Raw genomic sequence first — 13,357 nt, forward strand, 5'->3', positions numbered from 1 at the left:
TCAATTATCAGCAGCACGTTTAAGCGCCAATGTTTTAAGTAATGTTGTATACAACACATCCTCCAACGGTTGTCCTTCAATACTGTGGATGCCAAGTTTGTTTAACTTAGAAATGACTGATTTACGCTTCAATTGCTTCATCATCGACATCTATTAAACACCCCTCATGAAATGCCTTAACTTCCTCAATCGCGTCAATGATGCCGAATACTCGTTGTTGTGCAAGCTTGTATTCTCTTTGCTTAGAAACTAATTTTTCCTCTAGCTTTTCGAATGGATATTCTTCTTCCATCTCTCCCATTTCGATTAAAATGTCATTCAGTTTGTTATGTTCTTCTCGTTGTATTTGCTCCAAATGATGAAAGAGTTTGTTCCTTTCCTCTTCAATCCTGGATTCAAATTCAGGATGTTTGAGTGCTCCTTCCAAATTTTCAATAGCTACATGTGGGCGTGTTTCGTATTGACTATCTGCCTTATCAACAAAGCAAGTATTAGACTTATCTTCATTGATTGCATATACTGATTGAACTTTTCCCGTGTCACTATAATGAATTGATAACACTGACAAATCCGTACCTTTTACGTTTAATACTGCTTGCATTCTTATAACCTCCAAATAGTTTGATAGATTTACTTTTGACGTGTTGATACAGCATTTGCTATTGCTTGGCTTACTAATGCAACTGGAACAGGTTTAATTTCCATTGGATTCTCCTTCCCAATTCGTTATCTTGAAATTGTTCAATCTTCGCAATAATATGGTGCCATTGCTGTATCTCAGTAGCGTTTAATATCCGTGTCAACTCACCATACCGAATCATGATTTTGCTATTACTATGTGTGATGATTTTGTTTCCATTGGCCATCCGAATCACCATCCAATGCTTGACGTGCAATTTCTCCTCCATCCTCTACTACATACTCTGATTGAGGTACAATACTTTGAATCATTTTGCGAGAACCTCCTACTTGTGGTATCCATTTTTCAATAGTGACTGGTTCGTAATTATCTGCGTTAGCATAAAACCCAAGTGCTTCACGTAACCTCTCAACTTCTGCAACAAGCGCTGGCACATCTTCACGGGCATGTGCTATAAATTCAATGTTGCTTTCAGCGTCCTTTCTAATGTGTCTGCGAGTTTGTCCAACACTTACGATGCGTGTTGCCCATTTAGATGGAGCGTTAGGGGCTTTAACAACTGTTCTACATCCGTCGTATATACCGTCAATTTCTTCATTTACGCACCATGGACCAATTGTAGCTTTTTCAACACGTTGTTTAATGGCATTCAACTGTTCTTGATTCACCTAATTACCTCCCCTCACTTGCTTTAAAGCAGCTTGTTTTTCATCATCCGACATTGCATTCCACTCTGCTACTTTGATTTTCATTTAGTTCATCAGCCTCCTTTCTTTGTCGCTCAGCTTCTAAAAGTTCTTTATAGATACGTGGTATTGATGTTTTCATAAAGAAAGCATGCATACGTTGTTGAGTTTCAATAGATGGTATGGTTTTCACTAGATTTCCTCCTGATCGTATTAACGTTGCTACCGTCATATCAGCTATAAATTTGGATATACTATCATTAGTTACTAACTCAGTGCTTTAATCGATAGTTTTATTAAGAAATTTCAGCTTCATCATCCTCAACTTTTGGCGGTCTGTTAAGTTCCAAACCTGTAGCTACTCCTTTTACCAGTAAAAATTCTTCTCTAGACATTTTGAGAATCATATCCAAAAACTCATGCATATCTTCTTTTTTAGTGCATACAGTTTGACTATTCATGTAATCACCACCTTTCATTACCGTACACTTGTTTGAGTTGTTATGCTCATAGTACACCGATTATTTAAGCATGTCAACCCAAATAAATAAATATTTTGAGTTGACATGCTCAATGTTTTAAACTAATATATTATTCATAGGAGGGGACACACATTGGATTCAAGAATAAAGATATTACGAAATGAGCTGAAGCTATCACAGACAGCTTTTGGCAAGAAAATAGGAATTTCAAGAGATGCAGTCAATAATTTAGAAAATGGTCGTGCTGAAATAAAAGATTTGGTAGTAAAAATGATGTGTAGTGAATTCAAAGTAAACGAAGAATGGTTACGAACTGGAGAAGGTGAGATGTTCATAACTCTAGATGAAGAATTTGCAGACATTGTTAGTGAAGCTTTCCTAAAAGGTGGAGATGAATATAAAGACCTTATGATAAAAGTTAGCAAAATGTCTGAAAAAGAATTTAAATTAATTTCTGATTTTGCTAATTTGATAATTGAAAGTAAAGAAAAATAACATATAAAAAAGCAACCCCCTTATAAAGAGTTGCTTTTTTTGTGTATTGATTTACTTAAAGTTTGAAGTGCCATAAGCGCTTTTGGATTATTGATACTTAAGCTTAATTTAACAATACTCAAATGTTCTTGTGTAATTTCACCATTAAAATTTTCAATTAATTTAATCAATTCTTTTTTCATGGCCCCACCTCTTATTTTAAATAAATTATATAGGAACAGATGTTCTTAATCAATGTTATTTATTTACTAAAAATATCCGTACCATCTTTTACAGCATTCGACATTTTTGTAGGTATCTTTATTATATATGTATAGTCCAAAATTTCATAAAAATATCTTTAGACGTACATCGACATATGAAGAAATATTTTCCTCGTTATACATTTCCTCCGATTAAAATATTTTATTTTTTGTCTTTAATTGTAGAACATTGTCGTATTATGACTAAATGAATTTAATGTAAAATTCCCCTTTTATTATAAAGGGATACAAAAAAGTATATCTTATTCTATAATTTAAATTAAAACAGAATGGAGTTATTATTATGACAGTTGGAATTTACATTCGTGTATCTACAGAGGAACAAGCAAATGAAGGTTACTCAATTTCTGCTCAAAGAGAGCGTTTAAAAGCATTTTGTATGGCTCAAAATTGGAGTGAACACAAATTTTATGTAGATGAAGGAATTTCTGGACGTGATACAAATCGACCTCAATTAAAAAAATTATTAAAAGATATTAAAAATGGGCTGATAAACGTGTTATTAGTGTACAGATTAGATAGATTGACTAGATCAGTTCGTGATTTGCATAAAATATTAGATGAATTAGAAAAAAGTAATTGTACATTTCGTTCAGCTACTGAATTTTATGATACATCTACTGCAATGGGTAAAATGTTTATCACGATTATTGCCGCAATTGCTGAATGGGAAAGTGCTAATTTAGGTGAACGTGTAACAATGGGACAAGTAGAAAAAGCGCGTCAAGGTGAATGGGCTGCACAACCACCCTACGGATTTTACAAAGATGAAAATCACAAATTACACATACATGAAGAGGAAATAAAAGCAGTTAAATTAATGATTAAAAAAATCCGAGAAGGTATGTCTTTTAGGCAGTTATCTATTTATATGGATGCATCAAAATATATGCCAAAACGAGGTTATAAATGGCACATTGGTACGTTATTAACCCTACTTCACAACCCAGCATTATATGGAGCTATGTATTGGAAAGGTAATGTATATGAAAATACTCATGAAGGCATTATGACTAAAGATGAATTTAATCAATTGCAAGAAATTATTACTTCTCGCCAGAATTATAAAAAAAGAAACGTTTCAACTCATTTTGTTTATCAAACTAAATTGATTTGCCCTGATTGTGGTAATCGTTGTTCTTCTGAACGTTCAACATGGACACGAAAAAATGAAACTGAACTACGGGCTAAAAATGCTTATCGTTGTCAAGCATGTGCATTAAATCACCCTGATAAAACACCTTTTGGTATTAGAGAAACCAAAATGGACGAAGCTCTAATTGAGTATATGAGCAATTTTACAATTATGGCTTCAAAAACTGAAGAAATTAATCAGGATACGCAATTACTAGACATCAAAAACGAATTAAAACAAATAGAAAATCAACGAGAAAAATATCAACGTGCTTGGGCTAATGATTTAATTACAGATGATGAATTTAAAAATCGTATGGATGAATCACGTTTACGTTACGAATCTTTACAAAAAGAATTAATAAATATTGAAGGAACTCCTCAAGATCCAGTTGATATAGAAAGATTTAAAGAAATAACAAAGTCCTTTAATGAAAATTATTTTCGTTTAAATCAAGAAGAAAGACGTGCCTTTGTACAAACATTTATCGAAAGCATAAAAATCGAAATAATTGAACGTACAAAAGGCAAAGGTTATAGAAATCAAAAAATACGAATAGCAGATGTAAGCTTTTATTAAGCTCACTCTGCTAATATTTTTTCGTATTTATATCAACTTCACAGTAACGAAATGTTCCTGGCTTAGGGAGGTCATATCAGGCATTAAATAGGCAGCAGCATCCTGCGGGGATCGAATTGTATACTTTTCTTCACTTTGTTTCTGGGCAAGACGCCTACCTAGCTCAATGGCTGCTAATAATTGAATAGCTTTCACTTCGCCTATTCCTTTAATCGCCACCATTTCTTCAATAGTTGCATGCTTTAAATGGTGTAAACGCTCAAATACACTTAATACACGATTTGCTAGAACAAGAACAGACTCCTCTTTAGTGCCTGTCCGAAGTAAAATAGCTAGTAGTTCCTGATTCGATAAACTCATCGCACCTTGCCGCAATAATCTCTCACGTGGACGATCTTCAATATTCACGTCTCGTATCATCATACTAAGTAAAACATCATTCGGCAATAAAGCCTCACTCCTTCGCAAATTGGATTATATCGAGTGCTACCATTTGCGTAAACAACGACGCAAGTGGTAAACCGACAACATTGTTATAATCTCCTTCAATTCTCTTCACTAAAAGGGTTCCAGCCGTTTGAATGCCATAACCACCTGCTTTGTCAAATGGATCTCCCGAATCTACATATACTTCGATTAGCTCCTGTGATAAATGATGAAAGACAACGGTAGTTTCTTCAACAAACACGGTTTCATTACCATTAGGCTCGATTATGGCAACAGCTGTCATGACCGCATGATGTTTGCCTGATAAACGAATTAAATGGGAAATTGCTTCCTCACGAGTTTTTGGTTTATGCAGTAGCTCTTCATCAAAAACAACAATCGTATCTGCACCAATGATAGTTGCACTTGGAACCTTTTTTGCGACATCCCGTGCTTTCAATAGAGCTACACCTTTCACATAATCGTGCATCGTTGTTGCCTGAACACTTGTCTCTTCTACTTCACTCGTAATTATGTCAAAAGGAAGTGATAACATAGCTAGTAATTCTTTTCGTCTTGGTGAAGCAGAAGCAAGCACAAGGTTATGATTTGTTTTAAACATGACTTAACCATTCCTCCTTATTAGCTATCATAACGGAGAAATTGGTATTTGAAAATTTTCTAATAATCAAGATAATGCCGATTTCATACTAAAATTTTACTTGAAGACAGGCATTTTTCGATTTGTAATGGGCAAAAACCTGTAGGCGAATAATGCTGACATCATTAGAAATAGAAGAGGCTGCCGCTCCAATCGATTGCCAATCAGCAGGAAGTGTAGAATCCTTTGAATTTTCCTTAAAATTTAATTTTGTAGCTTTTTTATCAGCTAGCACGGATGGAAGCTCTGCAATAGTTGCCTCCTTACAGCTGTCACTGCTTACATTAAATGCTTTTTTAAAAGTAGCAGGATCTTCTAAAAAGGTTAGCTGGCTTTCATCTGTTACCATGCTCGTCCACACATAAAATTTTCCATCCACTTCAACAATAGCACTTTCTTTTAATGAAGGGTGCTCGGAGACAAAGGAGCTGGCACTTTCATAATTTGAATAAACCCCTGCTTGACTCGCAAAAAACATGGGTGACTTTGTGGCACCTCCCGCTGTCGGAATTGTTTCCGTGTCTGTATCTTTATTATTGCTGCTTGCTACTTCGTTACTATCATTTTTTAAAGATAATTGAGTACTTGCCTGAAGAATACCTAGAAAAATTGCTACACCAAAAAGCCCGACTATTCCTCCAATCAGCATTGCTCTAAATATTTGTTTTTTCATCACCTGACTGACAATTTTCATGCATCCATCACCTCTTCCTCCAACTTCTCGGTCTGCTTTCAACGACAATTTGATATAAGTATATGTAAAAAAGTAGCTGTAAATGCTAATTTACTACATTTTGATGTAGTAGTTTTAAAGAAGATATACCTTAAAAACCAACTATTTTCGTCCTCAAAAACACGCTATTTTACTAAATAGAAAAGGAAATCCTGACAGAGAAATCGAATAACGATTTATAGACAAAATAAAAACTATTGGAGTGAAACTAGAATGACTAACGATAGAATTATTGGGCAAACAAAAGCAGCTGGCTTTCAAGTAGGTGTAAGAAGATCATTTTCTATCTCTCAGGAGGATGCTTGGAGCCTTCTCGCTTCATCAGATGGATTAAATCTATGGCTGGGGGAAAGCACTGGCATTTCTCTTATTCCAGGTCAGACTTACATGACCAATTTGGGGTCAGGAGAAATTCGGATTGTTAAACCGCTACAGCAGCTTCGTCTGACATGGCAAAAGGAAGGATGGGAGCGCCCATCAACAGTTCAAATTCGCATTCTATCAAAAGCAGACAATAAAACAACGATTAGCTTTCATCAAGAAAAGCTATCAGATCAGTATGTTAGAGAGGAAATGAAAACATACTGGGAAACTATCCTAGAAAAAATAGGTGAGCGAGCGATGAAGAATAAATCTAGCTAAAAATAAGTTTTTCTACTTAACTATGAAATCAATTTTTAGTAACGTTGATTTCTTGTGCTTTTCTGACGTGAAATTGAAAATTAATATTAGAGAGATTAAAAGAAAATAAAATCGACTAGGTTATTTCATCATCTTCTAAACCACAAAGTAAAATCAGTACCCATAAAAAATGAGTACTGAAACTACTAAATACTTTTTAATCTATTCCGTACTTCTGTTAATAAATATAAAGATCCTGTTACAATCGTTTTTAGCTTTCTTTCAGACTGATGTTGTAAAAATGAGGCATAGTCCACTAAAACTTCTTTATAGGGTGCGCCAGATAGTTCTAGCATCTTCTGAGCACCCATTGCACGAGGATTATTAAAATCAACAAAATAAAAATGATCACTTATCTGCTCAAAAAGCTGCAATATTTGTGGAACATCCTTATCTGCAAGTATGCCAATTACCAAAGCAATTTGTTCATCAGGAAATTCACTTTTTATCGTTTCAATTAATTTTTCAACACTTGCTGGATTATGGGCACCATCTAAAATTACATGAGGCAAAATTTCTTCAAAGCGCCCTAAAATGGTTGCCTCTTTCACTCCTTTTTCAAGTGCACTTTTAATTACCTTTATATTTAGTGCAGTTGCCACTTCAAGAAAGGCTGTTATAGCTAAAGCCATATTATTTGCCTGATGTGCTCCCTTCATTGACCTAGTTAGCTTTGATAGATGGAAGCTCTGTTTATCATATTCATATGTCTCTCCATCCTTCTCTTGTCCAACAGAAAATTGCTGGTTAAGTTCAAGGACAGTTGACTGTTTTTCTCGTGCCTCCTTATAGATAATATCCTTTGCCTCCTGTGGTAAATCACCGATAATGACAGGTTTATATGGTTTTATTATGCCAGCTTTATGATGGGTGATTCTTTCAATGGTAGTGCCTAAAAATTTTGTATGTTCTAAAGCAATACTTGGAATAATCGATACAATTGGTGTCACTACATTTGTGCTATCAAGTAAGCCTCCCATTCCTGCTTCAATGAGAGCGATATCGACATCACTAGCAGCAAAATGTAAAAATGCCGCAACCGTTAAGAGCTCAAAATCCGTTAATTTTTCACTAAGTCCAGCTGCCTGCATTTGTTGGAATAGTTGGTCCATCACTGCCCCAGTAATTGCTTGACCCTCCACTTGAATTTGGTCATGTACATCGACAATGCAGGGGGACATAAATTTACCTACACGTAGGCCATGCTCCTTCGCTAACGACTCGAGAAATGTAAGCGTTGAGCCTTTACCATTCGTCCCTGCTAAATGGACAACTTGCAATCCGTTTTCTGGATTACCAACTCGCACTAATGCTTCCTCAATCGCAGCAAGACCAGGTTTAATAATATCATCACTCTTAACGTTCCATTTTTCTTTATAACGATTCAAATTAGGAATCATCGTTCTCCCTCCTGAAGCCATTGTCGTACTTCAGCAATAAAATACAGTGAACCTGTAATAATTACAATGTCTTTCTCATCTCTTTGATGTAATACTTTTCTGACCATTTCCTTCCAATCATTATGAAACTCCTTCACCCTATTCATAGAGAGCCTAGCTAATTTTTCAGCAGGCATGGCATTGGGTAAATCTATTTGTGTAAAGAATATTGATGCAGCTATTTGATCCATCAGGGCAATACTGTTCGCATGATCTTTATCTGATAAGGCGGCATAAATAAAGCGATAGTTTTGATTTGGGTAAACCTCTTTAAGGGTTTGAATAAGCGCAGCTGTACCTTCAGAATTATGGGCACCATCTAATACAATATTGCTTTGCAATTGCTCAAAACGACCTGCCCACTGAGCATTTGCCAATGCCTGACGTATTGACTCGTCAGAAATGTTAAATGCTTGCTTCTCTCTTAATGTTAAGATAGCAGTGATGGCGAGGCTCGCATTATTGACCTGATGAGATCCTGCCATCTTTAACGGAACATCTGTCATCTCAATATTAGCTTTTTTGTAGTGAAAATACTGCAAATTAGTGTCTTGTATTTTATTTGCAACATTAAAATCCTTCCCTAACACAAAGCATGGTGCATGCCGTTCTTCTGCAACTTGCTGAATAACTGTAAGAGCCTCTTCATTTTTAACGCCCACTATAACCGGTATACCCTCTTTAATGATCCCTGCCTTTTCAAACGCTACTTTCGCTAAAGTATCGCCTAAAAAAGCAGTGTGCTCTAATGAAATGGTAGTAATAATTGAAAGCTCAGGTGTAATGACATTTGTAGCATCTAAGCGTCCTCCAAGTCCTGTTTCAACAAGTACAATGTCTACAGCTTGATCTGCAAAATATTGGAACATTATTAATGTGACAACTTCAAAAAAGCTTGGAAACTCACCTTTATAATGTAAATGAATCTGCTCGGCTACTCTATTCATATAAAGTAAAAAATCCTTATCCGCAATCGGAATGCCATTAATCGTCATGCGTTCATTCACTCGCTCTAAATGTGGAGAGGTAAAGGCACCCACCTTGTAGCCAGCAAGTTGCAAAATTTCTCTTAACGCATTTACAGTGGAGCCCTTCCCATTTGAGCCTGCTAAATGAATAGCACGAAATTTGTCCTGTGGATTATTTAAAAGCGTAAGCACCTCTCGCATCAGGACAAGCGGAGCACGTTTATGGTCAACTGCTTTTAATGTAAAAATAAAATCTGTACACTCTTTCATTGTTTTAAACAAAAGAAACACTCCCTCTTACTACAATATCTCTATTTTAGTACAAGTCCTGCCTAATGCGCATACATTTCATAAAAAATACTCCTCCCAGCTAACCACTCTTTTACCAACATTAAAAACACACAGAAAGGCACTTGAATAAGTGAGGTTCTGTGTGTTTTTAAGCAATTTCGTATCGAGTTATTGATGCTGGTGTACATCAAGTAGTGCTCCCATATTATCTAATATAATTTTAGCATCATTGTTTAACAATGGTAGGATATCATCTCTTTGCACTAAATCAAAGGAGCTTTTTAAAGTTCTTTTTAGCATAGAAATATCAAAATCCGAGCAATACTCATTAATTTTTTTTATAGTTAATAAGTCGTTTCTTGTTATTTTATTTTCTGATGTCTCTTTCTTACTATCAGCTAGTACATGCTTTATAAGTACGCGACCATTTGAATTTAATAAACGATACTGTTTTGCCTCTGATAATTTCAGAAGATTTGTCTCAATCAATACTCTTGCGCTAACAAAATCTAAATCATCACAAGCCTTATTGATTTTTGTAATAATTGTAGTAATATTTCCTGCCATACTTTGCCTCCATTCAATTTACCACCCTAAAAAAGACCATTCCAATGAACAGTCATATAATAAATAACTTTTGCATTTAAAGTGCACGACCCAATTTTTTCACACTACATTTTAATAGTTTTTTATACCCATAATAAAATGATGAATATTTCACCTATTATACTAATTATTTAAAATATTACTATATATTTTTCCCTAATACAATACATATCTTTAGCTCCACAAAAAGAAAAACAGTGGATGACTTTATTGCCATCCACTGTTTCTTTCTTACATATTTTTCAACTCTTCTAAACGTTTTAATACAGCCGCATGTTTACTCTCATAGTCAGCTAATTTTTCACGTTCTGCATTCACTAATGCTTCAGGAGCTTTTGACACGAACTTCTCATTCGATAATTTTCCAGATACAAGCTTCACTTCTTTTGCCCATTTTTCTAATTCTTTTTCAAGGCGAGCAACCTCTTCTTCTATATTAATAAGCCCAACAAGTGGTAGGAATAGCTCTGCACCAGTTACCACAGCTGTCATTGATTGACCTGGAGCCTCTAAGCCTTCACCAATCGTTAATGATTCTGGATTACAGAATTTTTCTAAATACGCTTTATTTGCATCAAGGACAGCTACAGTTGCTGCATCTTTTGCTGAGATAAATAAAGGTACTTTTTTGCTCATTGGTGTATTAACTTCCGCACGAATATTACGGACTGAACGTATAATATCCATTAGGAGCTTCATGTTATCTGCTTCTTCAGCAAATTGAAGATCCGTACGTACAGTTGGCCACGCTGCCACAGTAATAGATTCACCTTCATGTGGTAGGTGTTGCCAAATTTCTTCTGTAATGAATGGCATGAATGGGTGTAATAAACGCATTGTTTGATCTAATACGTAAGCTAAAATAGAACGAGTTGTTTTCTTAGCTGTTTCATCATTACCATATAAAGGTAATTTAGCCATTTCAATATACCATGAACAGAAATCATCCCAAATGAAATTATAAAGCTCACGACCTACTTCACCAAATTCGTAGCGTTCTGCCAAGGATGTTACACGCTCAATTGTTTCATTTAAGCGAGTTAGAATCCATTTATCGGCAACTGACTTCTCACCAGTTAAGTCGATTTCTTCATATGTCATACCATCCATATTCATAAGCGCAAAACGAGAGGCATTCCAAATTTTATTCGCAAAGTTCCAAACCGCTTCAACCTTTTCTGTAGTATAGCGTAAGTCCTGACCAGGAGATGATCCAGTTGCTAAGAAGTAACGTAAAGAATCAGCACCGTATTTCTCAATAACGTCCATTGGATCAACACCATTGCCAAGCGATTTACTCATTTTACGTCCTTCACCATCACGTACTAAGCCATGAATTAACACATCTTTGAATGGACGCTGATCTGTAAACTCAAGACCTTGGAAAATCATGCGAGATACCCAGAAGAAAATAATATCATAGCCGGTTACTAATGTACTTGTTGGATAGTAACGTTGATATTCTTCATTTGTCTCGTCTGGCCAGCCCATTGTTGAGAATGGCCAAAGTGCAGAAGAAAACCATGTATCTAAAACATCTTCATCTTGAGTCCAATTTTCTGCATCTGCTGGTGCTTCTTTACCTACGTATATTTCACCTGTTTCATTATGATACCAAGCTGGAATTTGATGGCCCCACCATAATTGACGAGAGATACACCAATCACGAATATTTTCCATCCAGCGAGAGTATGTGTTTTCAAAACGAGCTGGTACAAAGTTTACTTTACCTTCTTCATCCTTTTGAAGCTCTAGTGAAGCATCAGCAAGTGTTTGCATTTTAACGAACCATTGCGCTGATAGGTACGGCTCTACAACGGCACCAGAACGTTCAGAATGTCCCACTGAATGCATATGCTCTTCGATTCGAATTAACACACCTGCTTCTTGTAAATCAGCGACAATTTGCTTACGGCATTCAAAACGATCCATACCGTTATATTTACCAGCAAGCTCATTCATTGTGCCATCTTCATTCATTACAAGAATGCGCTCTAAATTGTGTCGATTTCCAACCTCAAAGTCGTTCGGATCATGGGCTGGTGTCATTTTTACAACCCCGGTACCAAATTCCATATCTACGTAATCATCGGCTACAATAGGGATTTCACGACCAACGATTGGTAAAATAACGGTTTTACCGATTAGATGCTTATAACGCTCATCATTTGGATGAACAGCTACCCCTGAGTCACCTAGCATCGTTTCAGGACGTGTTGTGGCAACTTCTACATGCCCTGAGCCATCTGCTAATGGATATTTCATATGGTAGAACGCACCTTGAACATCTTGATAGATAACTTCAATATCAGATAAAGCTGTTTTCGCTGCAGGGTCCCAGTTAATAATACGTTCACCACGATAGATTAAGCCCTTTTCATATAAATCAACAAAAACCGTTTTAACAGCATCTGAAAGACCCTTATCAAGAGTGAAGCGCTCACGCGTGTAGTCTAATCCAAGACCAAGCTTTGCCCATTGATCACGAATATGATTAGCGTATTCTTCTTTCCACTCCCAAGTCTTTTCGAGGAATTTTTCACGTCCTAAATCATAACGTGTAATATTATCCTCTCGTAGTTTTGCTTCAACTTTTGCTTGTGTTGCGATCCCTGCATGGTCCATACCAGGTAACCAAAGCGCATCGTATCCTTGCATACGTTTCATACGCGTTAAAATATCTTGTAATGTCGTATCCCAAGCATGACCTAGGTGTAATTTACCTGTTACGTTCGGTGGTGGAATAACGATTGAATAGGGTTTTTTCCCACTTTCTGGCTGCGCCTCGAAAAACTTCCCTTGTAACCACCATTCATAGCGACCAGCTTCAATGGACTGTGGGTCATATTTAGTTGGCATTGAAATGTTTTCTGTCATTTTGACTCCTCCTGTTGTGTGTTATCTTGTGCAAACATCGAAAAGCTTCAATCATTCCATGACACATGTTCAAAAGACATTCATCAGAAGATTAATTGAAAATAAAAAAACTCCTAACGTCAAAAAGGACGAAGGAGTTTTAGTTCGCGGTACCACCTTTAATTCCAGCAGAGGAAAGTAAGTGTTATGAATAGAAATAGCACTACTTAAGCCTTTTTACTACTGGCTCTTAATTCGGTAACGGTTTTTAACCGGCTTTAACTACTGTTAGTTCACTAAAGCTGCTCGAGGGCTACGTTCAATTAGGCACAAATAGAAACTTTTCAGCTACCGTTTCTTCTCTGAAAATGTACGAATAATTTACTCTTCCCTGTCATAGCATCTATATCAATATT

15 protein-coding genes, 1 pseudogene and 1 other annotated feature are annotated in these 13,357 nt (G+C 36.0%); of the genes and pseudogenes, 3 read left to right on the top strand and 13 right to left on the bottom strand.

The genetic code is table 11. The features are described 5' to 3' along the window. The 5 genes from QNH24_RS18435 to QNH24_RS18455 all read right to left on the bottom strand — a co-directional run bounded on the left by QNH24_RS18435 (position 1) and on the right by QNH24_RS18455 (position 1,787). Complete coding sequence (locus QNH24_RS18435; RefSeq protein WP_283868975.1) at positions 1–150, bottom strand: hypothetical protein; 150 nt, start codon at positions 148–150, stop codon at positions 1–3. After that, entirely contained in the window at positions 122–601 is a 480-nt protein-coding gene (locus QNH24_RS18440) for a hypothetical protein (RefSeq protein ID WP_283868976.1), read from the bottom strand. The genes QNH24_RS18435 and QNH24_RS18440 overlap by 29 nt, the downstream gene beginning before the upstream one ends. A 233-nt stretch (positions 602–834) precedes the next feature. Then, entirely contained in the window at positions 835–1,308 is a 474-nt protein-coding gene (locus QNH24_RS18445) for a hypothetical protein (RefSeq protein ID WP_283868977.1), read from the bottom strand. Between the two features lie 43 nt (positions 1,309–1,351). Beyond that, positions 1,352–1,519, bottom strand: a complete 168-nt coding sequence (locus QNH24_RS18450) for a hypothetical protein (RefSeq protein WP_283868978.1) — start codon at positions 1,517–1,519, stop codon at positions 1,352–1,354. A gap of 103 nt (positions 1,520–1,622) precedes the next feature. Beyond that, the gene (locus QNH24_RS18455) at positions 1,623–1,787 is read right to left on the bottom strand and encodes a hypothetical protein (protein WP_283868979.1); all 165 of its coding nucleotides are present in this window, start codon (positions 1,785–1,787) and stop codon (positions 1,623–1,625) included. Between the two features lie 153 nt (positions 1,788–1,940). Between QNH24_RS18455 and QNH24_RS18460 the strand changes: the two genes are divergently transcribed. Beyond that, positions 1,941–2,303, top strand: coding sequence for a helix-turn-helix domain-containing protein (locus tag QNH24_RS18460; RefSeq protein ID WP_283868980.1), 363 nt, complete (start codon positions 1,941–1,943; stop codon positions 2,301–2,303). A gap of 20 nt (positions 2,304–2,323) precedes the next feature. Here QNH24_RS18460 and QNH24_RS18465 read toward each other — a convergent pair whose 3' ends face one another. Continuing rightward, positions 2,324–2,485: a hypothetical protein gene (locus QNH24_RS18465; protein WP_283868981.1), complete on the bottom strand. Its 162-nt coding sequence runs from the start codon at positions 2,483–2,485 to the stop codon at positions 2,324–2,326. A gap of 364 nt (positions 2,486–2,849) precedes the next feature. Here QNH24_RS18465 and QNH24_RS18470 point away from each other — a divergent pair, with 364 nt between their 5' ends. Then, positions 2,850–4,280 (top strand): recombinase family protein, encoded by a 1,431-nt coding sequence (locus QNH24_RS18470; protein WP_283868982.1) that lies wholly within the window; start codon positions 2,850–2,852, stop codon positions 4,278–4,280. Between the two features lie 33 nt (positions 4,281–4,313). On the opposite strand, the pseudogene QNH24_RS18475 reads toward QNH24_RS18470, so the two are convergent. The 3 genes and pseudogenes from QNH24_RS18475 to QNH24_RS18485 all read right to left on the bottom strand — a co-directional run. Further along, positions 4,314–4,700, bottom strand: a pseudogene (locus QNH24_RS18475) (UPF0758 domain-containing protein); the annotation flags it as partial. Positions 4,701–4,734: 34 nt separating this feature from the next. Further along, positions 4,735–5,328, bottom strand: coding sequence for a Maf family protein (locus QNH24_RS18480; RefSeq protein ID WP_283868983.1), 594 nt, complete (start codon positions 5,326–5,328; stop codon positions 4,735–4,737). 88 nt (positions 5,329–5,416) lie between these two features. Beyond that, a complete protein-coding gene (locus tag QNH24_RS18485) occupies positions 5,417–6,061 on the bottom strand; it encodes a hypothetical protein (RefSeq protein ID WP_283868984.1) in 645 nt (214 codons plus the stop codon). A 252-nt stretch (positions 6,062–6,313) separates the two neighbouring features. On the opposite strand from QNH24_RS18485, the gene QNH24_RS18490 reads away from it, so the two are divergent. After that, on the top strand, positions 6,314–6,742 hold the full coding sequence (locus QNH24_RS18490; protein WP_283868985.1) for an SRPBCC domain-containing protein: 429 nt from the start codon (positions 6,314–6,316) through the stop codon (positions 6,740–6,742). Positions 6,743–6,927: 185 nt separating this feature from the next. Here QNH24_RS18490 and QNH24_RS18495 read toward each other — a convergent pair whose 3' ends face one another. The 4 genes from QNH24_RS18495 to QNH24_RS18510 all read right to left on the bottom strand — a co-directional run bounded on the left by QNH24_RS18495 (position 6,928) and on the right by QNH24_RS18510 (position 12,962). Further along, positions 6,928–8,181 (bottom strand): bifunctional folylpolyglutamate synthase/dihydrofolate synthase, encoded by a 1,254-nt coding sequence (locus QNH24_RS18495; protein WP_283868986.1) that lies wholly within the window; start codon positions 8,179–8,181, stop codon positions 6,928–6,930. Then, on the bottom strand, positions 8,178–9,470 hold the full coding sequence (locus QNH24_RS18500; RefSeq protein ID WP_283868987.1) for a bifunctional folylpolyglutamate synthase/dihydrofolate synthase: 1,293 nt from the start codon (positions 9,468–9,470) through the stop codon (positions 8,178–8,180). Before QNH24_RS18500 ends, QNH24_RS18495 begins: the two co-directional genes overlap by 4 nt. 177 nt (positions 9,471–9,647) lie before the next feature. Further along, the gene (locus QNH24_RS18505) at positions 9,648–10,046 is read right to left on the bottom strand and encodes a hypothetical protein (RefSeq protein ID WP_283868988.1); all 399 of its coding nucleotides are present in this window, start codon (positions 10,044–10,046) and stop codon (positions 9,648–9,650) included. 270 nt (positions 10,047–10,316) lie between these two features. Further along, positions 10,317–12,962 carry a valine--tRNA ligase gene (locus QNH24_RS18510; RefSeq protein WP_283868989.1) on the bottom strand — a complete coding sequence of 882 codons (2,646 nt, stop codon included), beginning with the start codon at positions 12,960–12,962 and terminating at the stop codon, positions 10,317–10,319. Positions 12,963–13,083: 121 nt separating this feature from the next. After that, positions 13,084–13,348: a binding site (T-box leader), on the bottom strand. Positions 13,349–13,357: the final 9 nt, after the last annotated feature.

The sequence above is a fragment of the Lysinibacillus pakistanensis genome (assembly GCF_030123245.1).
In the GTDB taxonomy this organism is placed as follows: Bacteria; Bacillota; Bacilli; order Bacillales_A; family Planococcaceae; genus Lysinibacillus; species Lysinibacillus pakistanensis.